The sequence below is a fragment of the Bradyrhizobium genosp. SA-4 str. CB756 genome (genome assembly GCF_000473125.1).
Taxonomy (GTDB): domain Bacteria; phylum Pseudomonadota; class Alphaproteobacteria; order Rhizobiales; family Xanthobacteraceae; genus Bradyrhizobium; species Bradyrhizobium arachidis.
Genome location: NZ_KI421499.1, coordinates 6,695,639 through 6,719,981, shown reverse-complemented (window position 1 = coordinate 6,719,981; position 24,343 = coordinate 6,695,639). Strand labels below are relative to the sequence as shown.

The window sequence follows — 24,343 nt, the reverse complement described above, 5'->3', positions numbered from 1 at the left end:
TTGGTCGTTGGAGCCAGAAGGGCGGGCCGGGAAACCTGCGTACCCACTCCCAACCCCCGCAACTTGATCGGTTTTCTTGTCGCTTTCAAGGCCGCGGGCGGGTCTGCCCACGGTGTGGGCAGCTTCTAGCACCGGTGACCTGAACGGAGAACCCCGTATCATTGACGGCTTCGGAGGATTTCGCCTAATAATCGCCGCCAATAAGGCGCGACGCCTGCCAGCCCAAGGTTCAGTCGAAGGTTTTTTGCATGAACAAGGTCTATCCCGACGCCAAGTCGGCTCTCTCTGGCATTCTCAAAGACAACATGATGATCATGTCGGGCGGCTTCGGCCTCTGCGGCATCGCCGAGGAGCTGTCGGACGCGATCCGCGAGTCCGGCGTCAAGGGCCTGACGGTGGTGTCCAACAATGCCGGCGTCGACGGCATCGGCCTTTCCCGCCTGCTGGAAACCCGCCAGATCAAGAAGATGATCTCGTCCTATGTCGGCGAGAACAAGCTGTTCGCCCAGCAATTCCTCGCCGGCGAGCTGGAACTCGAATTCAATCCGCAGGGCACGCTGGCCGAGCGCATCCGCGCCGGCGGTGCCGGCATCCCGGCCTTCTACACCAAGACCGGCGTCGGCACGCTGATCGCCGAAGGCAAGGAAGTGAAGGAGTTCGACGGCGAAAAGTACCTGATGGAGCGCGGCCTGTTCGCCGACCTCGCCATCGTGCACGCCTGGAAGGGCGACGCCGCCGGCAACCTGATCTACCGCAAGACCGCGCGCAATTTTAACCCGATGATGGCGACGGCCGCGAAGATCACCGTGGCCGAGGTCGAGCATCTGGTTCCGGCCGGTGAACTCAATCCCGACCACATCCACACGCCCGGCATCTTCGTGAAGCGCATCGTCGAGGTCGGCACGGCCAAGAAGCGCATCGAATTCCGCAACACCCGCCCGCGTACCGCCGCCTAAGCGCAGGAGACTCACATGGCCTGGACCCGTGAACAGATGGCTGCGCGCGCCGCGAAGGAACTGCGCGACGGCTACTACGTCAATCTCGGCATCGGCATCCCGACGCTGGTCTCGAACTACATCCCCGAGGGCGTCGACGTCAGCCTGCAGAGCGAAAACGGCATGCTCGGCATGGGCCCGTTCCCCTATGAGGACGAGGTAGACGCCGACCTCATCAACGCGGGCAAGCAGACCGTCAGCGAGCTGCCCTCGACCTCGTATTTCTCGAGCGCGGATTCGTTCGGCATGATCCGCGGCGGCCACATGGATTTGTCGATCCTCGGCGCCATGCAGGTGGCCCAGAACGGCGATCTCGCCAACTGGATGATCCCGGGCAAGATGGTCAAGGGCATGGGCGGCGCGATGGATCTCGTCGCCGGCGTCAAGCGCGTCGTCGTGGTGATGGAGCATTCGGCCAAGGACGGCTCGAAGCTCCTCAAGAAGTGCAATCTGCCGCTAACCGGCGAGCGCGTGGTCGACATGGTCGTCACGGATCTTGCCGTCTTCACTATCGACAAGCACGGCGACGGTGGCATGGCCCTGATCGAGCTCGCCGACGGCGTCACGCTCGACGAGGTCAAGGCCAAGACCGAAGCCGAATTCCGCGTCGCGCTGAAGAATACGTAAGGCGATCGCGAAGGGGGCGCGCATGACGATACGGTCTGCGCGTCCCGACGACGCCGCTTTCATCGCAGTGACCATCCTGCGATCGATGCGCGGCTACCGGCCGCACGGCTGGTTCGACGTTGCGCTCGGCTGGCCCGAAGCGGAATGCCTCGATTTCATCGCGCGCGTCGCGGTCGCGCGCGCAGTGTCGATGTGGCACGTCTCGCAGTTCTGGATCGCAGAGGTCGATGGCAAGCCGGGCGCGGCGCTTTGTGCCGTGCCTGCGGCCGGCACCGGTCCTGCGGCCTGGCGCGCGATCGAGGAGGTCGCTTCCGCGACCGGGCTCCCTGCTTCCGAGCTCGACGCCATCCGCCGGCGCGGCGCCTACACGCGCGCCTGCTGGGTTTAGGGCGGCGAGGGCGACTGGATGATCGAGCATGTCGCAACCGATCCCGCCTATGGCGGCCGCGGTCTGGTGCAGGCGCTGATCGCGCACGCGCTGGATCAGGGGCGGGCGGCCGGATTTGCCCGGGCGACCGTATCGTTCCTGATCGGCAACATGCCTGCCGAGCGCACCTACGCCAAGGCCGGCTTTGCCTTCGCGGAAGAGAAGCGCGATCCCGCGTTCGAGGCGATCATCGGCGCGCCCGGCTTTCGCATGTTTGCGCGCGCGATTTGATCGCGGGTAGTTTCGGCACGCGACGCTGTCATGCCCCGGCTTGACCGGGGCATCCAGTACGCCGCGGCTTCTCGAATCTTTCGCTGACGTCTCGGAATACTGGATCGCCCGATCAAGTCGGGCGATGACACCGAGCGTGTGGTACCCGCGCCTCAACGGCGCGTCGCTACGACCTCGCCGCCCACACCTTGCCCCAGCGCGCCGACACGCTGGCGACCCACGACGGCTCCTCGCGCACCAGGCGGAAGCCGAGATTGGCGGGTGGCACGCCCTGCGCGCAGCCGCCGGCGCGAGCGTCGCGGATGAAATCGGTGACGTAGGCGCGGTGCGCGCCCTCGGCGACGCGCACGCCGCAATTGACGGTCGGACGTCCGGCATTGCCGGCTTCGTCGATCCGCGCGCGCACGAAGCAGGTCGAGGTCCACTCCCAGACATTGCCGGCGATATCAGCGATGCCGTGCTCGTTCGCGCCGAACTTGCCGAACGGATAGGCCGTGGTGTCGGAGAGGTCGCGCTCGGACTCGCGCTCGTAACGGCTGAGCCAGCGCTTTGAAGGGTCCTCGGCGTCCACCGGCGCGCCGTCGTCCTTGAATCTGGAGCCCGCGGCAAAGGCCCATTCCGCATCGCTCGGCAGGCGATAGGTGTGGCCGGTCTTGCGCGACAGCCAGGCAGCGTAGGCTTCGGCATCGTGCCAGTTCACCTGCACGACGGGGTGATCGAACGCGATCGCGACGCCGCGATCGAGCGCGCGGCAGCCGCCGTCCTGCACGCAAAGCTGATAGTCGGATGACGAGACCTGGTGCCGCATGATGTGCAGCGGCCGGTTGAAGCGCAGTGCGCGCAGCGGCACTTCCGCCTGCTGCCCGGCGCGGGTGAAGTCGCCTGCCTCGCGATAGGCGAAGCTGCCCGGCGCGACCCTGACGATGGCGGGCTCCGTCGCCGTGCCGTGCACCGCCATGTCCGAGACCAGTGGCGCCATAGCGATCGGCCCAGCGAGGCCAGCGGCGCAGGCCAGCGCTAACTTCAGCTTGAATGCGATCAACATGGTCGTCCCCCGAAAGGAAGAAGGGGCCGGTGATGACCGGCCCCTTGTCGTCTCTAGTTGGTGTTGGGAGCCGGTATCTCCGCGGGCGCCTTCACCTGGGTCATCAGGTCGTCGTTCCACTTGCCTTCGACCTTGAAGTGCGCGGTGGCACCGAGGTCGGCCGCTTCGATCAGGTTATGCGTGACGTAGGCATAGATGCCGGGCTGCAGGAACTTGTACAGCGCAGCGCCGGCTGAGCCGCCGCGGATGAACCAGGTCTCGAGCCCGGTCTCAGGCGCGTTGGAGAACTTGCCGGTCTCCCAGACATAGTCGCCATGGCCGCCGATCAGATGCGGACGGCTGTCGCGATTGGCCTGCGAATGCACGATCAGCACGTTCTCGCCGACCTTGGCCGTCAGCGCGTTCTTGCCGGTGAGCGCGCCGACCTTGCCGTTGAACACGACATGGGAGGGGATCAGCTTCTTCATCACCTCTTCGGTCTCGGTGAAGGCCTCGCCCGGCGAGTCGTAGGACTTGAACTTGCCGTTTTCGTCGCGCGGCACATACATGTCCTGCTCGCCGATATAATAGACCTTGTCGTATTTCAGCGCGTGGCCCTTGCCGTCGTTCAGCCCGTCGCGCGGCAGCACCATCACTGCGCCGTTCATGCCGGAGACGACGTGCCAGGGGATCATCGGGCCGCCCGGGGCGCAGTGATAGACGAACACACCGGTGCGCGTTGCCTTCCAGCGCAGCACGACTTGCTCGCCGGGATTGACCAGCGTGAGCTCGGCGCCGCCGAGCGCGCCGGTCGCGGAGTGGAAGTCGATGTTGTGCGGCATGGTGTTGGTCGAAGGATTGACCAGCGTCAGCTCGACATAGTCGCCTTCATGCACGACCATCAGCGGGCTCGGCATCGAGCCGTTGAAGGTCATGGCCTGGAAGGTCGTGCCCTTGTCGTCGATGACCACCTTCTTCTCCTCGATGGTCATCTTGAATTCCATGATCTTGGGGCCTTGCGTCGTGGCCTGTTCGTGAGGGTGCACGAAGGGCGGAGCGACCAGCTCGACCTTCTGCCGCGGCAGCTTGAGATCGCTGGCAGCAAAGGCGGGTGTCGCGAGCATCAGGGCGGTCGCGGCGGCGCTGATCAATGCGGCTCTGCGGGTGAACATCGGAAAGCATCCTTCATGTGAAAGGGTTTTTGATGACGGATGCAGTGTGCGCCGATCTACGCAAGCGTGTTTGCGCTGCGACAAGCTTTTGCCGGATTCGGCTCCGGTGAATTCCTTAAGAGGTTTGCCGAGGCGATGTCGGCGGTGTGGAGAACACGACGACACTCGCGCGACATCGGCCGCGCCAGCGGCAAGTCGTTCGCATGTTCAGTCGCGTCTGATCGTGAATGGGTGGATGCGCGGGCTAGAGCAGATGGATCGCAATCCAGACCGTGCCCCAGACCGCAAGGGAGAGCGCGGCGAAGACCGCCGCCATGACGGCCAGCACGCGCACGAGATGACCAGCGCCGGCAGAGGGAGCCGCCGGCACGGGACGAAAATCGTCGAAGCGCGGGATATGGCCGCGAATGCCGATCAGCCAGAGAACGAGATCGAGCGCGAACGACGCCATGGCCTATCTCCTGGAAGCGATGATTAAACGTCATCATCGGCCAAATCCGGCGCTCAGACTTTGAGCAAGCGCAAGGTGGCTCATCCGGAAACGGGTAATCCAATGCCATCCGGGACCTGCCGCGCCATGGCGCGGCATTGATTTACGAATGGATAAGACATGAGGACCGATCTCGCAGCGAGCTACGGCGAAGAACGTCTGCCGCGCTACACCAGCTATCCGACCGCGCCGCACTTCTCGCCGGCGATCGGCGCGGACACCTATGCAAGATGGCTGTCCGAATTGCCCGCAGGCGCCAGCGCGTCGCTTTATCTGCACGTGCCGTTCTGCCGCGAGATGTGCTGGTATTGCGGCTGCCATACCCAGATCGTCCGCCGCGACGGGCTGATTGCCGCCTATCAGCGCACGCTGCGCAGCGAGATCGCAGAGGTCGCCGAAACCATCGGCCGTCGCATCAAGGTCGAGCACATCCATTTCGGCGGCGGCACGCCGACGATCATGGCGCCCGAGGCCTTTGCGGAGTTGGTGGCGGCGATGCGCCATTCGTTCTTCGTGCTCCCGTCGGCCGAGATCGCGGTCGAGATCGATCCGCGCACGCTGACCGCCGAGATGGTCGACGCCATGCGGCTCTCCGGCGTCAACCGGGCCAGCCTCGGCGTGCAGAGTTTTGATCCCATCGTGCAGCGCGCGATCAACCGGGTGCAAAGTTATGAGCAAACGGCTGTTGTCGTCGACATGCTCCAGCGTGCCGGCATCAAGGGGATCAATTTCGATCTGATCTATGGGCTGCCGCACCAGACTGTCGCTTCGTGTCTGGACACCGTGCGACGCTCGCTCGAGCTCGGGCCCGATCGCTTCTCGGTGTTCGGTTATGCGCATGTGCCAGCTTTCAAGAAGCATCAGCGCATGATTGACGAGAACCATCTGCCTGACGGTCTTGCCCGTCACGACCAGGCCTGCGCGATCGCCAATGCGTTGAAACAAGCCGGCTATGTGCAGATCGGCCTCGACCATTTCGCGCGGCCCGACGATGCCATGGCCGTGGCCTTCGAGGACCGGACGCTGCGACGCAATTTCCAGGGCTACACCACCGACAAGGGCGAAGTCCTGATCGGCTTCGGTGCCAGCGCGATCGGACATCTGCCGCAGGGCTATGTCCAGAACGAGGTGCAGATCGGCGCTTATGCGCAGAGCATCGCATCGGGCCGCCTCGCCACCGCGAAGGGCTACGGGCTCACCGACGACGACCGGCTGCGCGCCGACATCATCGAGCGCATCATGTGCGAGTTCAGTGCCGATCTCGGCGACATCTGCGCGCGCCATGGCGCCGAGCCGAAGGCGATGCTGCAATCGGCCTCGCGCCTGAAGCCGCTGATCTCGGACGGCGTGGTGCGGCTCGACGGCGACCGCCTTGCGGTCGCAAGCGACTCGCGCTTCCTGGTGCGCAGCGTTGCCGCCGCGTTCGACGCGCATCTGGATCCGGGCAAGCAGTTGCACAGCCGGGCGGTGTAGCTCCGTCATTCCGGGGCGCGCCTCTTGGCGCGAACCCGGAATCCATTTCACCGTATGACCTGCTGCCCGATGGATTCCGGGCTCGCGCTTCGCGCGCCCCGGAATGACAGCCCAGCTTGCGCTCCAGCAAAGAAGCCTAACGCCGCTCCGCTATCGTCGCTTCGGAACGGAGTTGTCCATGCCTTTCCGATCCGACGATCTGGTCGATGACATCATGCGTACGGCGCCGCACACGATCCGCGTGTTCCTCGCCTTCAGGATGGCCTGTGTCGGCTGTCCGATCGCGACCTTCCACACCGTGGAGGACGCCTGCCGCGAGCACGGTATCGACCAGGACAAATTCCTCGCCGCGCTGTGCGAATGCGTGCCGGCGTGAGGCGGGCTGGAGTTCGCGCGGGCCGCGCGCGAATTCCCGGGTGAGGGCGGTCTATCGCCGTAAGCGGAAGCGCCCTCACCCCTAATTTCCGAGCTCGAGGTGGCGTTCACCTCTCCCCGCTTGCGGGGGAGAGGTCGGATCGCCTCGGCGATGCGAAGCATCGTCCGGTGCGATCCGGGTGAGGGGGTACAGGTCCCACCGCGATCTCACGTATGGATAGAGCCCCTCACCCCAACCCTTCCAGCGCGAGCGTAGCTCGTCGCGGCCCCGTAAGAACGGGGAGAGGGAGAGGAGCTACGCCGGCCCGCTGTCCACCGTCCGTTCCGACAGCAGCACGATCCGGTGCGGGTCGCGCAGGATGATGCGCTGGCGGCCGCTCTCGACGAGGCCCTGGCTCTCCCAGCCGCTCAGGATGCGGCTCACCGTATGCAGCGTGGTGCCGGTCATCTGCGCGATGTCCTGGCGGCTGATCGGGAAATCGATCTCGATGCCGTGGTCGAGCTTCTTGCCGGATTGCTTTGCGAGCCGCAGCAGCGCATGCGCCACGCGCTGCTCGACCTGCTGGGTCGACATTTCCAAAATGCGGGTATGGCTCTCCTGCAGCCGCGCACCGACGGTTTGCAGCGTGTTGGCAGCGAGCGAGGGAAATCGCTCGACCAGCCGCGGCCAGGCCGAATTCGGCCAGATCAGGACCACGCTGTCATCGACTGCCATCGCGGTCGCGGGATAATGCGCGGCGCCGATCGCCATCGCGAGCCCAAAAGTCTCGCCCGGCGCGACATAGCGCACCACGATCTGCTCGCCGGTCGGCGTGGTCTTGGCGGCGCGGACATGGCCGTGCAGCAGCAGGAAGAAGGATTGCGCGTCCGCGCCCTGCTCGAAAATGGCGGCGTTCTTGGGATAACGCGCCGAGCGGGCCTCGCGCAGGATCTCCTCGAGGTCCTCCGGCTTGACGCCGGCGAATAGCGGCAAATGCGCAACCAGCGATGTGTCGACCTTGGCCATTCTGCCTCGTTGGCATCAGGGAGTGTGATGGCACCTGCAATCGTCAGGCAGTTTGCGATAGCGCAAAACGGGCCGGCCGGACGGCAGTATTTTTCCAGACAACGGTCCGAATTCACAGGAGTTGTCCCATGGCTGGCGCCCGATCCCGTAATTTTCAGGGCTCGCCGCTGTTTGCGAACAGTTTTCGGCCCTTTTTCCTTTTGGCCGCGATCCAGGCGGGGCTGTCGATCCTGGCCTGGCTGCCAATGTTCTATGGCGAGCTGTCCGTGAGTTCGGCCTTCGCGCCGCGCGACTGGCACGTCCACGAGATGCTCTACGGCTTCCTGCCGGCGGTCATCACCGGCTTCCTGTTCACCGCGATCCCGAATTGGACCGGGCGACTGCCGATCCAGGGCACGTCGCTCGGCGCGCTGCTGGTGGTCTGGCTTGCCGGACGTGTCGCGGTGACGTTGTCCGCCGAGATCGGCTGGGCCTTCGCGCTCGTCGTCGATGCCGCCTTCCTGGCGCTGATCGTCGCAGCCGCAACGCGCGAGATCATCGCGGGCGGCAATTGGCGCAATCTGCCGGTGGTGGTGCTGGTGCTCGTGCTGCTCGCGGGCAACGTCGCCTTTCATCTCGAAGCGCATTATGAGGGCGCGGCCGATGTCAGCATCCGCGTCGGCATCAGTGTGGTGATGCTGCTGATCGCGCTGATCGGCGGCCGCATCATCCCGAGCTTCACGCGCAACTGGCTGGTCAAGTTCAATCCCGGCCGCCTGCCGGTGCCGTTCGGACGTTTTGACGGCGCGGTGATCGGATTGAGCGCGCTGGCGCTCATCTCGTGGATCGTGGCGCCGCTGAACATGATCACCGGCGTCGCGATGGCGCTCGTCGGCGTGCTGCATCTGGTTCGGCTCGCACGCTGGGCCGGCGATCGCACCACGCGCGAGCGGCTGCTGCTGATCCTGCATGTCGGCTACGTCTTCGTGCCATCGGGCTTCATCCTGAATGCGCTGGCCACCTTCGGCGAGCTGCCGCCGAGCGCGGGCATTCACGCCTGGATGGCCGGTGCAGCCGGGACCATGACGCTCGCTGTGATGACGCGTGCGAGCCTCGGCCATACCGGACAGGCGCTGACGGCCTCGCCGGCGACGCAAGGTATCTATGTCGCGATCATCGTCGCGGCGCTGGCGCGGGTTGCCGCCGTGGTGCTGCCGGCGCATGGCGATGTGCTGCTGCACATCGCCGCCTGCGGCTGGATCGTCGCCTTCCTCGGCTTTGCAGTCGCGTTCGGACCGTTGCTTGCCGGCAGCCCGCGGCGCGCGCTTGCCATCATGGGCGTGCCGGCTCCGGCACGCTAAGTCAGGCTGCGTTCGCCGCCAGCGGCCGCGCGCCCTTGCGCCATTCGGTGATGCTGCAGCCGAAGCGGCCGCGGAACCAGCGCGCCATCGCGCTCTGCGCGGAGAAGCCGAGTTGCGTGGCGATATCGGCCAGCGGCCGGTCGGGATCGTCGATCAGCTGGATCACGAGATCGGCGCGCTGCGCATCGAGGATGGCGGAGAAGCTGGTGCCGCCTTCGGCGAGATGCCGGTGGATGGTGCGGCGGGTGCAGGCGAGATGCTCGGCCACCCGCTCGACCGTACAGTCGCCGCTGGCGAGCAGGCTGCGCACGACCTCGTCGACCTTCCCTTCCCAGCTTGCCGGCCGGGTCTCGATCGCCTCGATGCGCTTGCGCAAGTAGCTCGCGATCAGCGGATGCGCGCTCGGGATCCGCCGCTCCATGTCGTGCGCCGACAGCAGGATCGCATCCTCGTCGGCATTGAAGACCACACGGCAGCCGAAGAAATCGCGGTAGCGCTTGCGGTCATGCGGCGGCGGATAATGCAGATGCACCTCCTGCGGCCGCCAGTCGCTGCCGAACAGCGACTGGATGATGCGGTGGATGCTGCCGAGCGCCATGTCGATCGACTGTCGCGGCGCAGTCGGCCGCCGGCCGCGCAGATGCAGGGTGAGGGTCACCGTCTGCTTGTCCTTGATGACGTCGAGCTTCATGCCGTCGTGATGGACATGAATGAAGCGCGAGAACGCCGCGATGGCCTCGCCGACGGTCGCCTGCTCGCGCACGATCAGGCCGACCGCGCCGAAATTGGTGAGGCCGCCGCGCTCGGCGAGCCGCAAGCCGAAATCTTCGGCACCGGAAGCTTCTGCCGACAATTCGAGCAACCGGCGCAGGCTCGTCACGGCAATGGGGGTATCGGGCTTGTCGAGCACGGCCAGCGGCAGTCTGACCTTGCGCATCATCTGCTTCGGGTCGAGCCCGACCGACCGGGCGACCTCCGCGTAGTAGCTCAAGCCTGCGCTGCGAATGAGATCGGCCATGTGAACCGCTCGTGCCAGCCATTCCAGCAGATGTCCCGAAATGTAAAGTTTCTGTCCCGATCCGTCAAATCCGGGAACACGATGGAACATACATAAGGGAAACCGAAAGCACCGGCGTGAATGCCGTGCTCACGACGGTGTGGCAGGGCGATGCGGCCCGCTTCCGTCTCGGACCCATTTGACCAAGACATTGCTGGATCGGGATTATGCCTGGGAACATGCTTTCCAAGGGTGAGGTATTCGTCATCGACACCGACGCCGCCTCCCGCGAACAACTTGCCAACGCGCTCCAGCAGAGCGCGTATGACGTGATCTGCTTTGCCGATGGCGCATCGCTGCTGTCGGAAGCCAAGGCGCGGATGCCCGCCTGCGTGCTCCTGGAGATGCCGCCGGATCGCTCGGCGCTCGACGTGCTCAAGCGCCTGCGCGAGGAAAACTGCATGGCGCCGGTGCTGGTGACCTCGGCGAACGGCAGCATTTCCATGGCGGTCGACGCCATCAAGAGCGGCGCGGCCGACTTCATCGAAAAGCCATTTCGCACCCACGACATCGTCGGCCGGATCGATGCCGCCATCGACGAGTTCGGCCAGCCTGCCTCGAACCGCCAGCGCTGGCTGCCGGGCTGCGAGCCCCTGACCGGGCGTGAAGGCGACGTGCTCGAGCATCTCGCCGCCGGCCTCACCAACAAGGAGATCGCCCGGCGCATGCATCTGAGTGCGCGGACGATCGAGGGCTATCGCGCCAGCATCTTGAAGAAGGCCGGCGCGAAGAACGTGACCGATCTGCTCCGCCGCATCTTCGGCCAGAGCTCGTCCGCTCAGGCCTGATGGCCTTCCGCCGCGGGGCAATGACTTGTTCCGCGGCCATGGTGCGGCCGCAGGCGCGCCCCATGGAAACCTCAATCGAACCGGTTCCTTCGCTGCCGCGTCCAACCATGTTGGCGAGGCATTTGATCGCGCGCGTCCGGCTGGCGGCGCGGCGATACCGGCAGAGAGGAATTCATGCGCATCACCGCAAGATGTTTGGCAACGACGAGCCTGGTTCTGGTGACCGCGGCGTTCGCGTCGCATTCATGGGCCGCCGATGTGGACGCCACATCGGCCATCGACGTCGTTACCGTGTATCCGGATGGCGCTACGGTCACCCGTGTCATCGCGCTGGACCTCGCTTCCGGTGATTCAACGTTGGTCGCCAGGGACTTTCCACTTTCGCTCGATCCGTCCTCGCTCCGCGTCGAAGGCGAAGCGGGCGCAAAAATCACCATTGGCGCCATCGACGCGCGAACACCACGCGCGGCGCCGGTCAACCTGCCCGAGCTGGAAAAACGCATCGAGGCCTTGAACGACCAGCGCGCCGATTTGCAAGGCGCGATTGAATCGGCCGCCGCGCGGCGCAAGTTCGCCGAACATTTTGCGGAGGCGTCTCCCGTGGGCATCGGCGAGAAGGGCGAGGCGCGGCCGATCGCCGAGTGGCGCGCGGCCTTTGCCGCGGTCGGCGAGGAAATCGCCAGCGCCGATACCGCCAGCCGCGAGGCCACGCGCAAGATACGCGAGCTCGATCGGCAGATCGCCCAGCTCGAGGTGGAACGCAATGCCAAGCCGCCGAGCAAGCTCGAGGTGCGCATGGACATTGCCGCGACGGCTGCGACCAAGGCGACGCTGCGGGTGACCTATACCGTGCGCAATGCGCGCTGGTTGCCGCTCTACGGCGCCCGGCTCGACACCGGCGCGAAGGATCGCAAGCCGCAGCTCGAACTGGTCCGCCGCGCCGAGGTCACGCAATCGACCGGCGAGGACTGGTCGAACGTTGCGCTTGGCGTTTCCACGGTCCGCCTCGGCCGTGGCGGTAGCGCGCCGGAGCTAACTTCGCTCGTTGCGCAATATCCGCAGGTGCCGAAGCCGTTGGCCGGCAAATTGTCGGAGAGCGCACCGGTGCGCTCCGCAATGGCACCTCCGCCGGCTGAGCCTGCGCAAGCCGATCGGGTCCAGCAGTTCCGCTTTGGTGGAGGAACGAGCTTCGGGGAGCTAGAGGCAACCGCCGAAATCGGTGGCTTCCAGGCCACTTTCAAAATTCCCGGCCGCGTCAGTCTCGGCGCCACCGAGGGCGCCAAGAGCCTGCGCATCGCTTCGATGACGGTGCCGGCCGATCTCGCGGTGCGCGCCGCGCCGGTGGCGGATCCTACCGCATTCCTCGAAGCCAGCTTCAAGCAGACCGACGACACGGCGCTTTTGCCGGGCAAGGTCGCGATCTATCGCGACGGCGTTTTTGTCGGCCGCGGCAAGCTCTCTGCCTCTGCCAAGGACGACATCGTGCGGCTCGGCTTCGGCGCCGACGACAAGGTTAGAATCGAGCGTGCCGTGCTCAAGCGCAACGAAGGCTCGGCCGGCCTCCTCGTGACGACGTCGAAGACCGACGAGCGTTCGTTCAAGACGACGATCCGCAACGGCCACGACTTCCCGATTCGCGTGGCGATCGAGGATCAGCTGCCGGTCAGCGAGAACGAGGACATCGTCGTCGAGATGCTGCCCGCGACCACGCCGCCGACCGCAAGCAACATCCGCGACAAGCGCGGCGTGCTGGAATGGTCGTTCGACGCCAAGCCTGGCGAAGTCAAGGACATCAACTTCGCCTGGCGCGTCCGCTGGCCGAAGGACAAAGGCATGGTGATCGCGCCGGCGGGGTAGGGTGCTAGGCGCGAAGGAAGTGCGCTCCCTCTCCCGCTAGCGGGAGAGGGCGGGGGTGAGGGCTCTGTCCTCTAGGGGATTGTCCCGTTGCGGAGACACCCTCTCCCCAACCCTCCCCCGCAAGCGGGGGAGGGGGCGCACCGTCATCATGGTCGTGCCGCCGCCTGCATCGATTGCGGCAGCACGTAAGGCACGCCGTCATCGCCCGTGTGAACGACGGCGTCGATCTCGAAAATATCGCGAATCCTCTCGCGCGTGACGATGTCCGCGCGCGGGCCGTCGGCGGTGAGCCGGCCGCCATTCAGCACGACGAGCCTATCGGCGAAGCGGATCGCGAGGTTGAGGTCGTGCAGGATGGCGATCACGGCGGTGCCGGCGGCCGCGCGGCGGCGCGCTGCTTCGACGAGGTCGATCTGGTGGCGCAGGTCGAGGCTCGAGGTGGGCTCGTCCAGCAGCAATAATCCCGGTCCGTGCTCGGCCTCGCCGCAGGCGAGCTGCACCAGCACTCGGGCGAAATGGGCGCGCTGCTGCTCGCCGCCCGACAGCGTCGGCAATTGCCGGTCGCGGAAATGCGCAAGACCCACCTCGTCCAGGGCAGCATCGACGAGCGCGCCGGCCTCGCGCGCGCTGCGCTCGCCCGCGCCCATCAGCACGATCTCCTCGACCGCGAAGGGGAAGGTGACGTTGATGTGCTGGGACAGCATCGCGCGGCGCCCCGCAAGCTCACGCGGCGTGTAGCTGCTGATGTCGCGCTGCTTCATCAGCACCTCGCCCGCGCTCGGGCGTAGATCGCCGGAGAGCAGCCGGAGCAAGGTCGATTTGCCGGCGCCGTTCGGGCCGATGATTGCGACCATCTCGCCGGCCGTAACCGTCAGACCGACGTTATCGAGCAGCGTTGCGCGACCGGCGCGCTTGCTTAAGCCCCGCGCCTCGATCACGGCGCTCATAGCGCGGCGAGCCCGCGCTGTCGCAGCAGGATGCCGAGGAAGACCGGTGCGCCGACCGCCGCGGTCAGGATGCCGATCGGCATCTCCGCGGGCGCCACGATGGTGCGCGCCAGCGTGTCGGCACCGACCATCAGGATCGCACCGAGCAGCACTGAAGCGGGCAGCAGCAGGCGGTGCGCCGGCCCGATCACGAGGCGCAAGAGATGCGGCACCACGATGCCGACGAAGCCGATCACGCCGCTGATCGACACCGCAGCACCGGTCATGGCGGAGACCATCACAATCGAGATTTTCTTGAGACGCTCGACATCGACGCCGCCGTGAAAGGCGTCGGCCTCGCCGAGCACCAGCAAATCGAGACCGCGCGCGATGAACGCGCAGGCGGCAAGCCCGATGACGAGGACCGGCGCGAGCACGGCGGCCTTGGTCCAGGTCGCGCCGCTCATCGAGCCCAGCAACCAGAACGTGATGTCGCGCAGTTGGCGGTCGTCGGCGATGAACACCAGGAGCCCGATGCCGGCATTGGTGATGGCGGTGATGGCGACGCCGGCGAGCAGGAAGATCGCGATCGAAGTCCGTCCAGCGCGGCTGGAGATGCCATAGAGGATCGCAGTCGTTGCCAGCGATCCCGCGAAGGCCGCGAGCGGCAACAGCTCGGCCTGGAGGAAGCGCAGCGTCTCGCCGAAGCGCGAATCGGTGAAGACGATCGCGCTTGCGGCCGCCAGCGCGCCGCCGCTGGAGACACCGACCAGCGCGGGATCGGCGAGGGGATTGCGGAACAGGCCCTGCATGATTGCCCCGGCCGCAGCGAGCAGCCCGCCGACCATCGCGGTCGCCGCGATCCGGGGAATGCGGATCGACCATAGCACGAGCTGGTCGCGCGCGGTCATGGCATCGGCGGGTGTGCTGCCGGCAAAGCCGAGCGCCGCCGGCAGACGGGAGAGGGGAATGCCGGCCGCGCCGACCGTTAGCGCAACAACTGCGGTGACGACCAGCACGGCGAGAAGGAGGGGGATCGCGACCGATGTGAACCGACGGCCCGCACCAGCCCGTCGCGAGCTCCGCGCGTCCGCTCCGAACGCCACGCTCATTGGCGGCAATTCGCCGCCGACAAAGCCGACGTGAACGCGCCGCCCTCGGCCAATGTCGGATAGAGTTTGACGGAGAGATCACGCGCCGCCGCCGCCGTACGCGGCCCGAAGCCGAGCAGATAGAGCCCGTCCATGGTGATAAAGCTCTTGTTGGCGGCGACCGGCGTCAGCGCGAAGCCGGGATGGGCATAGACCGCATCGGCCTGGAGCGAATCCTTGCCGCGTTCGATCGAGAGGACGACATCGGGCTTGGCTGCCACGATCGCCTCGTCGCCGATGATCTTGTAGCCGTCGTAATCGTCGACCGCATTGGCAGCGCCCGCGAGCTGGATGATCTCGTCGGCCGCGGTCTTGTGACCGGCAACCATCGCTCGCCCGTTCTGGAGCGACATCACGAACATCACGCGGACCGGCTTGGTCACCTTGGCGCGCAGTGTGCGAAGCTGGGCGAGATCGGCGCCGACTGCGGCGCTGAGGCACTCGGCGCGGGCATCGACGCCCATGGCGTGGCCGACCAGCTTGATCTTCTCGAGCAATCCTTCTTCGGAGAAGGTTTCCGGCACCAGCACCAGCGGCACCTTCGCGGTCTCCAGGATGTCCATTGTCTCGCGCGGCCCTGAGCCCTGGATCGCAAGGATCAGCGTCGGATTGAGCCCGAGCACGCCCTCGGCCGAGATCTGGCGCATGTAGCCGACATTGGGTTTGTCGTGCAGCGCCGCCGCCGGATAGAGGCTCGTGGTGTCGACGCCGACCAGCCGGCTCTCCAGCCCGAGCGCGTAGAGAATCTCGGTGATGGCGCCGCCGATCGAGACCGTGCGCGCATCATCGGTAACCGCAACATCGCGATTGCGTGCATCATGCACCGTGATACCGGCGGCGTGCGCTGAGGAGGCGAGCGCGATCGCGCCTGACAGCAGGAGGTTTGCGAGGGTGCGACAAAATGTCATTGCGATCTACTTCGTCAGGATCAGCTTGTTCTGCGAGGTCAGACGAAGGCGATAGCTGTCCTCGCCATGGGTGATGATGATCTCGCGCTCCGCCGCAAACAGCTCGCGGCTGTCGATCCGGCTCCCTCGCATGGTGAGGGTTCTCGTTGTTGCAGAAGGGCTTTGGGTCGGCCCTGCCGCATCGCCGCTATTGTCTCCGGACGCTGCCGACATGGTCGTGTGATGCGCTTTCGAATGCTTGAGTGCTGCCTGTTGTATAAGCGGCGCGAAGCGCATTCCAACGGCCGCAATTTACAATCGATATAAACTGCAACCTGATGTCATTGACCGCCTGAGTGTTGCCACGTAACCAATTGTGACAGCGGACAGCAGGTCCGCGACTCGAGAAAATCAGCCAGCCAGTCGTTCGCTTTGCGAACGCACGCCAGCCAAACGACTCCAAAAACTGAAGTGAAGTGCAGGCTGGGGCTGATATGGCTGACGGGGCTAGGTATTCGCGCGCCCTGATTTTGGGCGCGTCGGTGGTTTCAATGGCGGCGGTGATGCCGGCAAGCGGCTTTGCGCAGACCGCATTGGCGCAGACTGAAAACGCGTCACCGAAGCAGGCCAAGCGCAAGCCGTCCAAGCCGCAAGTTGCGCAGCAGGCAACCCCCGAGGCCTTGAACGCCCGCGCCCAGGCCGGCGGCACGGCGCCGGTTCAGGTGCTCGATACCATTACTGTCGCCGCAACGAAGACCAAGGAGCGCGCGATCGATGCGCTCGCGCCGGTCAGCTCGATCTCGCTCGACCAGATTCAGGGGCTTCAGCCGAACCGGCTGTCGGATATCTTCTATGCCGTGCCCGGCGTGTCGTTCCAGGAGCGCGGCGATGATCCCGCGACCGTCATCAACATCCGTGGCTTGCAGGATTTCGGCCGCGTTGCCGTCGTCGTTGACGGCGCGCGGCAGAACTTCCAGCGCACCGGCCACAACGCCAACGGCTCGTTCTTCCTCGATCCTGAATTGATCGGCGGCGTCGACGTCGTGCGCGGCCCGACCGCCAACATCTACGGCTCGGGTGCTATCGGCGGCCTGGTCTCGTTCCGCACCAAGGACATCAACGACGTGCTGCGTCCCGGCGAGCGCTGGGGCGTCGATCTCTCCGGCTCCTACGGCACCAACAATGCGCGCGGCCTCGGCTCGGTGTTCGGCGGCGTGCGCGCGACGCCCGACGTCGACATCTTCGGCGGCGCGGTCTACCGCACGCAGGGCAATTACAAGGACGGCAACGGCACCGAGATCGGCAACACCGGCAACCAGGTCGAAGCCGGGTTGCTGAAGCTCACGGTGCGCCCCGCGCTCGGTCACGAGGTCAAGTTCGGCGCCACCTTCCAGGACTATCAATACAATATCGGCCAGTTCAACACCGGCCCGGTGGCGACCGCGGCCCAGCGCGCGCTCTTCCAGGGCTCGTCGGTCTATGCGTCCGACGTCAAGAACTACACCGGCACGCTGACCTGGAACTACTCGCTGCCGAGCGACAATCTGTTCGACTCGCACGTGTCGGTCTATGGCAACCGCACCGATCAGGATCAGACCAAGACTTATCACTATTCGACCGCGGGCGCGGCCTTTTGCGGCGCCGGCAATTTCGGCAACAACATCTCGGGCTGCGTCGGCGACAAGCGCGGCTACACGCTGAACACGGTCGGCTTCGACGCCAACAACACCACGCGCTTCAACGTCGGTGACTGGCGCAATGCCGTGACCTACGGGGTCGATGCGTTCCAGGACGACGTGATCACGACCGACAGCCGCGGCAACTCCAACATCACGACGCCGAGCGGCATCCGCACCGTGTCGGGCGGCTTCCTGCAGCTCAAGCAGAACTACAGCACGTGGTTCGAGGCGGTGAGCGCGATCCGCTATGACCGCTACAATCTGCAGTCGGGCACGACCAATACCGGCGGCGACCGCTTCTCGCCGAAGATCACGCTCGGCGTCACGCCGGTCGCGGGCTTCCAGCCCTATGTCAGCTATGCCGAAGGCTATCGCGCGCCCTCGATCACCGAGACCGTGATCTCCGGCGCGCATGCCACCGGTGGCAGCCCGGCCTTCTTCCCCTGTCCGGATGGCACAAGTGGCCTGTTCTGCTTCCTGCCCAACCCGAACCTTCGCCCCGAGGTCGGCAAGAACAAGGAAGTCGGCTTCAACCTGAAGTACGACAACATCTTCACCGCATCCGACTCGTTCCGCGGCAAGATCAATCTGTTCCGCAACGACGTCAGCGACTACATCGATCTCGTCGCCTCGGCGCCGGTCCCGGTGCCGCCGTTCGGCTCGTTCAGCCAGTACTACCAGTACCAGAACATCGCCAATGCCCGCATCGAGGGTTTCGAGGCGGAGACCATGTACGATGCCGGCGACTGGTTCATCGGCGTCGCTGGTCACTACATCAAGGGCAAGAACGTCCAGACCAATATCGGGCTCGCTACCATCACCCCGACCAAGGTCGTGACGACCGGCGGTGTCCGCCTGCTCGACCGCAGCCTGGTGCTGTCGGCGCAGTGGGCGTCCTACGGTCCGAACAACGACATCCCCGCCGGCTATGTGCCTTCGACCGGCTACGATCTGATCAACCTCTACATGACTTACGCAGCGACCAAGGACATCGTGTTCTCGGCCTCGATCGACAATCTCCTGAACCAGTACTACCGGCCTTACGCCATTCCCGGCAGTTCGACCGACGGCACGTCGCAGAACGACGTGCTGTGGACCAGCCCTGGACCGGGCAGGGTCTACAAGGCCGGCTTGAAGATCCACTTCGGAGGTGCGTGAGCCAAGAGGCGCCGCAACATCGCCAATTCCGCCGGGCCGCGCTGATGCTCCAGCGCGGCTTCGGCGCGTTTTCGTCTTGAGAAGAAGGAGAGACTTTTATGTTCATCGCCATGAATCGCTTTCAGGTGAAGCTCGGCTCGGAAGCCGCATTCGAGACCGTGTGGCGCACCCGCGAGTCCTATCTCGGCAGCATGGCCGGCTTCGTTGAATTCCATCTGCTCAGGGGACCGGTCCTCGAGGACCACACGCTGTACTCCTCCCACACGGTCTGGGTCGACAAGGCCGCCTTCGAGGCCTGGACGCGGTCGGAGGAATTCCGCCGCGCTCATGCCCGCGCCGACAACAAGACCGGCGAAAGCCTCTATCTCGGCCATCCCAAGTTCGAAGGCTTCGAGGTCATCATGACCGAACGCAAGGCCAACGCGGCCGCTTAAGTTGCGGCCAGCTTGATGAGGAGCCGGACATGCTGAGCACCGATCTCGCCGAGCTCAAGGCGTATATGGCCGACAATCCCGGCGCGGTGATCGAGGACGTTGCGCGCGAGCGCAAGGTCACGCCGCGTGCGGTGATCGAGGCGCTGCCGTCCTCCATGGTCCGCATCGGCGGCGGCGCGCATTTTGCCGCCGCCATGCAGGACATCGCACAATGGGGCGAGGTCACGCTGATCGTCCACACGGACGATGCGATCTTCGAGTTCACGGGCAGCATTCCCGCGGGCGAGATCGGTCGCGGCTATTTCAACCTAATGCAGCCGAAGGGCCTGCACGGCCATCTCCGCCACGAGCGCTGCGCCGGCGTCGCCTTCGTCGAGCGTCCCTTCATGGGCAAGACCTCTGCCTTCGTCGCGTTCGTCAATGCCGACGGCGGCATCATGTTCAAGGTGTTCGTCGGCCGCGACGAGACGCGGGCGCTGCGAGGCGATCAGCTCGCGCGGTTCCGGCAGCTTGCGGACCGCATCGCGGCGTAGCCTCTTTCTATCCACGGGAGATCAGGATGCAGGGCATGTCCAGGCTTCGGCAAATGATCGTAACAATCGCGCTGGCGCTTGCGCCGGCACCGGCCTTCGCGATCGACGAGGCGCTGCTGCCGCGCAATCTGTCGCCCTGGGGCATGTTCCTCGGTGCCGACATCGTCGTGAAGACGGTGATGGTGGGGCTGGCCGTCGCCTCGCTGGTGACGTGGACGGTTTGGCTCGCCAAGAGCATCGAGCTGCGCCGCAAGGGCGCGCTGGCCCTGTGGCGCACGCGCGCGCTCGAAGGCAATATCAGGCTGGCGGAGGCCGCCGAACGGGCCGGCGATGCGCATGACGCGGTCGCCCAGCTGATCCAGTCCTGCGCAAAAGAGGCGGAGCTCTCCGGCGGCGTCCTCGACGACGGCCTTCAGGAGCGCGTCGCGCTGCGGCTGGAGCGGGTCGAGGCGGCGATGTCGAGGCAAATCGCGCGCGGCACCGGCGTGCTTGCGACCATCGGCGCCATCGCGCCGTTCGTCGGCCTGTTCGGTACCGTCTGGGGCATCATGAATTCCTTCATCGGCATTTCCGAGAGCCACACCACCAGCCTTGCGGTGGTCGCGCCCGGCATCGCGGAGGCGCTGCTCGCCACCGCGCTCGGTCTCGTCGCCGCGATTCCGGCGGTCGTGATCTACAATCACCTTGTCCGAGGCATCGCCAACTACCGCGCGCTGCTTGGGGACGCCTCGGCGCAGCTGATGCTGCTGGTCAGCCGGCAGCGCGACCACCGGGAATTCCGTTTGGCTCGGGCGGCGGAATAGGGCCATGGCTGCGAAGCTCGGCGCGCGCACCGGATCGTCGCTGAGGCGCGGCGACCCCGGCGATCTCGACGTCACCCATGAGATCAACGTCACGCCGTTCATCGACGTGATGCTGGTGCTCTTGATCATCTTCATGGTGGCGGCCCCGCTCGCCACCGTCGACATCGGCGTCGAGCTGCCGGCAACCGCCGCCGAGCCGCAGCCGCGGCCGGACAAGCCGACCTTCGTCACGGTGAAGCCGGATCTCACCGTCGCCGTCGGCGAGGACACCATGGCGCGCGAGGGTCTCGCCGCGGCGCTCGAGGCCGCCACCAAGGGACGCAAGGACGAGCGCATTTATCTCCGCGCCGACAAGGCGGTGAGCTATGGCGACCTGATGGAGGTGATGAACACCTTGCGCAATGCCGGCTATCTCAAGGTCGCTCTGGTCGGCCTCGACGGACGCAGCTGATGGCCGCGAACGCCTTTGCCCTGCACGAGCCGCTTGGCGAGCGCGAAACCGCGCGGTGGGGAGCATCGGCTGCGGTGATCGTGGCGTTGCATGTCGCCGCCGCGCTGATCGCGATGAACTGGATCAGGTCGCAGCCGGAGCAGGGCGTCAGCCTGCCGGCCATTCTGATCGACATGACGCCGGAGACGTCGGCGCCGCAGTCGACGCCGCTGGACATCGCGCCTGGGCCGCTGATGCAGCAGGCGGATGCGTCGCCGCCGGAGCCGATGCAGCAGCAGGTCGTCGAGGAGATGATTCCGCAGACGCCGCCGCAGGAAAAGCCGGACGTGGTTGCGCCGCCGGAAACGAAGATCGAGCCGGTTCCGCCGAAGCCGGAGCCGGCGAAAGTTGTGCCTGTCGAGAAGCCGTTGCCGGCGAAACCCAAGGTGGTTCGCCCCGACGCAAGGAAGCCATCGGATGCGACGCCCGCGCCGCGCACCAGCGCACCACCGCGCGCCGAGCGCGAAGCTCCGATGGCATCAGCCGTCAATGCGGGCTCGGTCGCTTCGGCGATCGCAACCTACAATCAACGGGTTCGCGCGCACCTGATGCGCTTCCACCAATATCCGGCAAGCGCCAATGGCCAGAAGGGCGTGGCCAGGCTGAGCTTCACCCTTGGCCGTGGTGGGCAGGTCTTGTCCAGCCGTCTCGGTGGCTCGTCTGGCGTCGCGGTCCTCGACGCCCAGGCCATGGCGATGTTGCGCCAGGCGCAGCCGTTTCCGCCGGTCCCGCCCGAGATCACCTATGCGACGGTCCCGATCAGCATCGGCGTGGCGTTCGGGTACTAGGTGACTGTCGGTAAGCTCCTCTCCCGCGCCTAGCGGGAGAGGAGCAGGGTAGTGCCTTACTTCGCCTTCAGGAAATCGGCGACTTCGAGCAGCATGAATTCGTCGTCGTCGGCCTTGTTGGGATCGCGGCTGGACGAGAACGGCAGATTGTTGTCGTTGCCGACGATGATATGGGTGTCGTCGACGCGATCGACGTTCTCAATGGTGAAGAACGGGAAGGTGTAGACGCCGTCGTTGAGCGGCTTCCTCGCCTTCTTGTCGGGGTCCTGGATCTTCAACAGGTCGATATAGCCGATCTTGCGCACGGGCTTGCCGACATTGGCGTCGGAGAGCTCGATCTTGTAGATGCGCTTGAACTTGGCGATGTCAGGGAAGCAGTTCTCGCCGCGCTGGCCTTGCGGGCAGGCCTTGTCGGCGGTGCCTTCGCCATTGTCACGTTCGATGATCAGGCCGGCCGTCGGGTCGATCATGTTGAAGTCGCCGATGGCGTTGCCGTTCTGCTCGAACACATATTGCCAGTAGCGGCCGGTGAACTTCTCGGCAGCGACGTCGAATTCGAGGATGCGGGAGGCTTCCTTGCCGTCGACCTTCTCCCAGTCCTTCTTCTCGGCATCCCACAGCGGCCCCTCGAGCAGGCCGTAGAGGAACTTGCCGTCCTTCGAGGACGCAAAGCCCTCATAGCCCTTGGAGCGGCGCAAATTGACGTTGGTGTAGGTCTGGCCCGGCGCGCCCGGCGTTGCCACCGCCCAATTGTCGGGCGAGCGCACCGGCTTGCCGTCGGCAACCGTCTCGAACACGCCGAGGATCTTGCCGGTCTTGTCCGCCTTCAGGATGTAGGGGCCGAACTCGTCGCCGATCCAGAAGACGTCGCCGATGATCTGGAAACCTTCGGTGTCAAAGTCGGAGCCGGTCAGGTAACGCTTCTGGGTGTCCTCATGCACGATGCGGAACGGCACCTTCTTGTCGGGATCGTGCAGGAAGACGGTCTCCTGGCGCTCGATCTTGCCGCTGGCCCAATCCATCTTGTAGCGGTTCAGATACAGCATCGAGTCCGGCGAGTTGGCGCGCGCCCCCATGCCGTTGTCGGTGATCACCCAGTAGCTGCCGTCGGCCATGTGCTTGATGCCGGAATGGCCCTGGAGAGGCTGGCCCTTGAACGGCAGCGAGACGCCGGTCGGACGCTCATAGGACTTGCCCATCACGGTGCCGAGCGCGTCGACGCGCTTGCCGGTGGTGTACTTGCCGGAGGTCTTGAGGTCGGCGGGCGCATCGGCCGGCGCGTCGATGAACGACTCGGCCGGCATGACCACGTGGCCGGCGAGCTTGGCCGGGAATTCGCCCTCGTTCTGGGCGAGCGCGGTGCTCGCGGTGAGAATGATCGTTGCGACGGAAGCAAGAAAGGTCGCGCGCATGTGCGTCTCCTGTTAGCGGACGACGCCTTATGCGGATCGCATATTGCAGTTTTGTGAAGCCGGACCAAACGCCGCAGCGCGCGTTTACTCCCTTACCGCGCGGCGCGCGATGGGCTGTAACAGTCGGTCGCAACGAGCGCGCGGCGCGCCATCGTGGCCATCTCTACACGCCTTCATAGACCAGTCGGGTGAAGAAGCCGGGATCGATGACGAACTGGCCCCATTTCGCGTCGAACGCGGCGGTCGGCTTGGCGGCAACGGCCTCGTCACGCGTTTTTCCCTGTTGCTTGAGATTGCCGACATTGTCCCGGATCGCGACCAGCATGTCGCGGAATTCCTGCAGTTCGGCCTTGTTGCTGACGGGCTTGCCGTGACCGGGAATGATGATGGTGTCGTCTTTGGCCACTGCCAGATTGGCGTCCGACGCCGCAATCATGCCGTTGATGCCGCCACCGGTCGAATAGTCGATAAACGGATAGATGCCGTTCCAGTAGGTATCGCCGACATGAAGGATGTTGGCCTCGGTGAACATCACGGAGATATCGCTATCGGTATGCGCAGGCCCGTAATATCTCAGCGCGAGCGACGCGCCGTTGAATGTCAGATCCTGGTTCTTGGTGAAAACGTCGACCGGCACAGCGTCTGACGGTGACGGCAGGAAGACGTAGTCCCAGTCCTCGACGCGCTGGATGCTGGCGAGATGCTTGCGGGTGTTTTCGTGGGCGATGATCTTCGCGCCTGCGGCATGCAGCCATTCATTGCCGTCGGCGTGGTCGAAGTGCCAATGCGTATTGATCAGTCGCGCGACCGGCTCGCTGCCGAGCTCGGCCAGCGCCTTGCTGAGCTGCGGGCGAGAGACGCCGATGCCGGCATCGACCAGGAGCTTGCCGTCGGGTCCGGTGAGGACCGCGATGTTGCCGCCGGATCCTTCGAGCACGCTGACATTGCCGCGCAGCTTGTAGGTCGTGATTACAGCCTTTGCCGCGCTGTCCTTGATCAGGCTGACGATGCCGCGGGCTTCCGCGAAGGCCTGCCGCGGCGTGAGCCATCCGGCACCGGCGGCGAACGCCGCGCCGCCGAGGCAACACATGCAAAAGCCGCGACGCGACAAGGAGTGGAGCTTTTGCGGTCCCATGCAATCCTCGCCTTCTCAAGCGACGATCAATGGTGCCAGTATTGGATACCGCCGTCTATCAGGATTGCACGATCGAATGCGTTCC

26 protein-coding genes are annotated in these 24,343 nt (G+C 65.3%); 15 read left to right on the top strand and 11 right to left on the bottom strand.

Annotation, left to right across the window (positions count from 1 at the left end):
- Positions 1-248 precede the first annotated feature (248 nt).
- The 4 genes from BRAGE_RS0132240 to BRAGE_RS57215 are packed head-to-tail and all read left to right on the top strand — an operon-like array spanning position 249 to position 2,280.
- On the top strand, positions 249-956 hold the full coding sequence (locus BRAGE_RS0132240) for a CoA transferase subunit A (RefSeq protein WP_027561011.1): 708 nt from the start codon (positions 249-251) through the stop codon (positions 954-956).
- 15 nt (positions 957-971) lie between these two features.
- Positions 972-1,622: a CoA transferase subunit B gene (locus BRAGE_RS0132235; RefSeq protein WP_027561010.1), complete on the top strand. Its 651-nt coding sequence runs from the start codon at positions 972-974 to the stop codon at positions 1,620-1,622.
- Positions 1,623-1,644: 22 nt separating this feature from the next.
- Positions 1,645-2,010 (top strand): hypothetical protein, encoded by a 366-nt coding sequence (locus BRAGE_RS57220; protein ID WP_231164212.1) that lies wholly within the window; start codon positions 1,645-1,647, stop codon positions 2,008-2,010.
- Positions 2,011-2,028: 18 nt separating this feature from the next.
- Positions 2,029-2,280, top strand: coding sequence for a GNAT family N-acetyltransferase (locus BRAGE_RS57215; protein WP_231164213.1), 252 nt, complete (start codon positions 2,029-2,031; stop codon positions 2,278-2,280).
- Between the two features lie 166 nt (positions 2,281-2,446).
- Here the strand turns inward: BRAGE_RS57215 and BRAGE_RS0132225 are convergent, their stop codons facing one another.
- The 3 genes from BRAGE_RS0132225 to BRAGE_RS0132215 all read right to left on the bottom strand — a co-directional run bounded on the left by BRAGE_RS0132225 (position 2,447) and on the right by BRAGE_RS0132215 (position 4,927).
- Complete coding sequence (locus BRAGE_RS0132225; protein WP_027561009.1) at positions 2,447-3,325, bottom strand: SUMF1/EgtB/PvdO family nonheme iron enzyme; 879 nt, start codon at positions 3,323-3,325, stop codon at positions 2,447-2,449.
- 53 nt (positions 3,326-3,378) lie between these two features.
- Positions 3,379-4,476 (bottom strand): copper-containing nitrite reductase, encoded by a 1,098-nt coding sequence (gene nirK, locus BRAGE_RS0132220; protein WP_027561008.1) that lies wholly within the window; start codon positions 4,474-4,476, stop codon positions 3,379-3,381.
- 244 nt (positions 4,477-4,720) lie between these two features.
- Positions 4,721-4,927 carry a hypothetical protein gene (locus BRAGE_RS0132215; RefSeq protein WP_027561007.1) on the bottom strand — a complete coding sequence of 69 codons (207 nt, stop codon included), beginning with the start codon at positions 4,925-4,927 and terminating at the stop codon, positions 4,721-4,723.
- 159 nt (positions 4,928-5,086) lie between these two features.
- Here BRAGE_RS0132215 and hemN point away from each other — a divergent pair, with 159 nt between their 5' ends.
- Both hemN and BRAGE_RS0132205 read left to right on the top strand, forming a co-directional pair.
- Positions 5,087-6,439, top strand: a complete 1,353-nt coding sequence (hemN, locus tag BRAGE_RS0132210) for an oxygen-independent coproporphyrinogen III oxidase (protein WP_027561006.1) — start codon at positions 5,087-5,089, stop codon at positions 6,437-6,439.
- A gap of 178 nt (positions 6,440-6,617) precedes the next feature.
- A complete protein-coding gene (locus BRAGE_RS0132205) occupies positions 6,618-6,815 on the top strand; it encodes a DUF1858 domain-containing protein (RefSeq protein WP_027561005.1) in 198 nt (65 codons plus the stop codon).
- Positions 6,816-7,109: 294 nt separating this feature from the next.
- Here BRAGE_RS0132205 and BRAGE_RS0132200 read toward each other — a convergent pair whose 3' ends face one another.
- Positions 7,110-7,820, bottom strand: coding sequence for a Crp/Fnr family transcriptional regulator (locus BRAGE_RS0132200; protein WP_027561004.1), 711 nt, complete (start codon positions 7,818-7,820; stop codon positions 7,110-7,112).
- A 128-nt stretch (positions 7,821-7,948) separates the two neighbouring features.
- Here BRAGE_RS0132200 and BRAGE_RS0132195 point away from each other — a divergent pair, with 128 nt between their 5' ends.
- A complete protein-coding gene (locus BRAGE_RS0132195; RefSeq protein WP_027561003.1) occupies positions 7,949-9,160 on the top strand; it encodes an NnrS family protein in 1,212 nt (403 codons plus the stop codon).
- A gap of 1 nt (position 9,161) precedes the next feature.
- Here the strand turns inward: BRAGE_RS0132195 and BRAGE_RS0132190 are convergent, their stop codons facing one another.
- On the bottom strand, positions 9,162-10,178 hold the full coding sequence (locus tag BRAGE_RS0132190) for an AraC family transcriptional regulator (protein WP_027561002.1): 1,017 nt from the start codon (positions 10,176-10,178) through the stop codon (positions 9,162-9,164).
- A gap of 206 nt (positions 10,179-10,384) precedes the next feature.
- Between BRAGE_RS0132190 and BRAGE_RS0132185 the strand changes: the two genes are divergently transcribed.
- Entirely contained in the window at positions 10,385-11,005 is a 621-nt protein-coding gene (locus tag BRAGE_RS0132185) for a response regulator transcription factor (protein WP_027561001.1), read from the top strand.
- A 174-nt stretch (positions 11,006-11,179) separates the two neighbouring features.
- The gene (locus BRAGE_RS0132180; RefSeq protein ID WP_027561000.1) at positions 11,180-12,862 is read left to right on the top strand and encodes a mucoidy inhibitor MuiA family protein; all 1,683 of its coding nucleotides are present in this window, start codon (positions 11,180-11,182) and stop codon (positions 12,860-12,862) included.
- A 146-nt stretch (positions 12,863-13,008) separates the two neighbouring features.
- On the opposite strand, the gene BRAGE_RS0132175 is transcribed toward BRAGE_RS0132180, so the two are convergent.
- Genes BRAGE_RS0132175 through BRAGE_RS57210 form a run of 4 tightly spaced genes read right to left on the bottom strand, consistent with a single transcriptional unit; the run spans position 13,009 to position 16,060 of the window.
- Positions 13,009-13,809: a heme ABC transporter ATP-binding protein gene (locus BRAGE_RS0132175; RefSeq protein ID WP_027560999.1), complete on the bottom strand. Its 801-nt coding sequence runs from the start codon at positions 13,807-13,809 to the stop codon at positions 13,009-13,011.
- A complete protein-coding gene (locus tag BRAGE_RS0132170) occupies positions 13,806-14,900 on the bottom strand; it encodes a FecCD family ABC transporter permease (protein ID WP_027560998.1) in 1,095 nt (364 codons plus the stop codon). Before BRAGE_RS0132170 ends, BRAGE_RS0132175 begins: the two co-directional genes overlap by 4 nt.
- On the bottom strand, positions 14,897-15,847 hold the full coding sequence (locus BRAGE_RS0132165) for a heme/hemin ABC transporter substrate-binding protein (RefSeq protein WP_027560997.1): 951 nt from the start codon (positions 15,845-15,847) through the stop codon (positions 14,897-14,899). The genes BRAGE_RS0132170 and BRAGE_RS0132165 overlap by 4 nt, the downstream gene beginning before the upstream one ends.
- Positions 15,848-15,853: 6 nt before the next feature.
- On the bottom strand, positions 15,854-16,060 hold the full coding sequence (locus BRAGE_RS57210) for a hemin uptake protein HemP (RefSeq protein WP_027560996.1): 207 nt from the start codon (positions 16,058-16,060) through the stop codon (positions 15,854-15,856).
- Positions 16,061-16,320: 260 nt separating this feature from the next.
- On the opposite strand from BRAGE_RS57210, the gene BRAGE_RS0132155 reads away from it, so the two are divergent.
- The 6 genes from BRAGE_RS0132155 to BRAGE_RS0132130 all read left to right on the top strand — a co-directional run bounded on the left by BRAGE_RS0132155 (position 16,321) and on the right by BRAGE_RS0132130 (position 21,711).
- Entirely contained in the window at positions 16,321-18,663 is a 2,343-nt protein-coding gene (locus tag BRAGE_RS0132155) for a TonB-dependent hemoglobin/transferrin/lactoferrin family receptor (RefSeq protein ID WP_027560995.1), read from the top strand.
- Between the two features lie 98 nt (positions 18,664-18,761).
- Positions 18,762-19,097 carry an antibiotic biosynthesis monooxygenase family protein gene (locus BRAGE_RS0132150; RefSeq protein WP_027560994.1) on the top strand — a complete coding sequence of 112 codons (336 nt, stop codon included), beginning with the start codon at positions 18,762-18,764 and terminating at the stop codon, positions 19,095-19,097.
- Between the two features lie 29 nt (positions 19,098-19,126).
- Positions 19,127-19,630, top strand: a complete 504-nt coding sequence (gene hutX / locus BRAGE_RS0132145) for a heme utilization cystosolic carrier protein HutX (protein WP_027560993.1) — start codon at positions 19,127-19,129, stop codon at positions 19,628-19,630.
- A 26-nt stretch (positions 19,631-19,656) separates the two neighbouring features.
- Complete coding sequence (gene exbB, locus BRAGE_RS0132140; protein ID WP_027560992.1) at positions 19,657-20,433, top strand: tonB-system energizer ExbB; 777 nt, start codon at positions 19,657-19,659, stop codon at positions 20,431-20,433.
- A 4-nt stretch (positions 20,434-20,437) separates the two neighbouring features.
- The gene (gene exbD, locus BRAGE_RS0132135; RefSeq protein WP_027560991.1) at positions 20,438-20,884 is read left to right on the top strand and encodes a TonB system transport protein ExbD; all 447 of its coding nucleotides are present in this window, start codon (positions 20,438-20,440) and stop codon (positions 20,882-20,884) included.
- On the top strand, positions 20,884-21,711 hold the full coding sequence (locus BRAGE_RS0132130) for an energy transducer TonB (protein WP_027560990.1): 828 nt from the start codon (positions 20,884-20,886) through the stop codon (positions 21,709-21,711). The genes exbD and BRAGE_RS0132130 overlap by 1 nt, the downstream gene beginning before the upstream one ends.
- 56 nt (positions 21,712-21,767) lie before the next feature.
- Here BRAGE_RS0132130 and BRAGE_RS0132125 read toward each other — a convergent pair whose 3' ends face one another.
- Together BRAGE_RS0132125 and BRAGE_RS0132120 are read right to left on the bottom strand one after the other, a co-directional pair.
- Positions 21,768-23,123, bottom strand: coding sequence for an esterase-like activity of phytase family protein (locus tag BRAGE_RS0132125; RefSeq protein WP_027560989.1), 1,356 nt, complete (start codon positions 23,121-23,123; stop codon positions 21,768-21,770).
- Between the two features lie 163 nt (positions 23,124-23,286).
- Positions 23,287-24,258, bottom strand: a complete 972-nt coding sequence (locus tag BRAGE_RS0132120) for an MBL fold metallo-hydrolase (protein WP_027560988.1) — start codon at positions 24,256-24,258, stop codon at positions 23,287-23,289.
- Between the last annotated feature and the right edge of the window lie 85 nt (positions 24,259-24,343).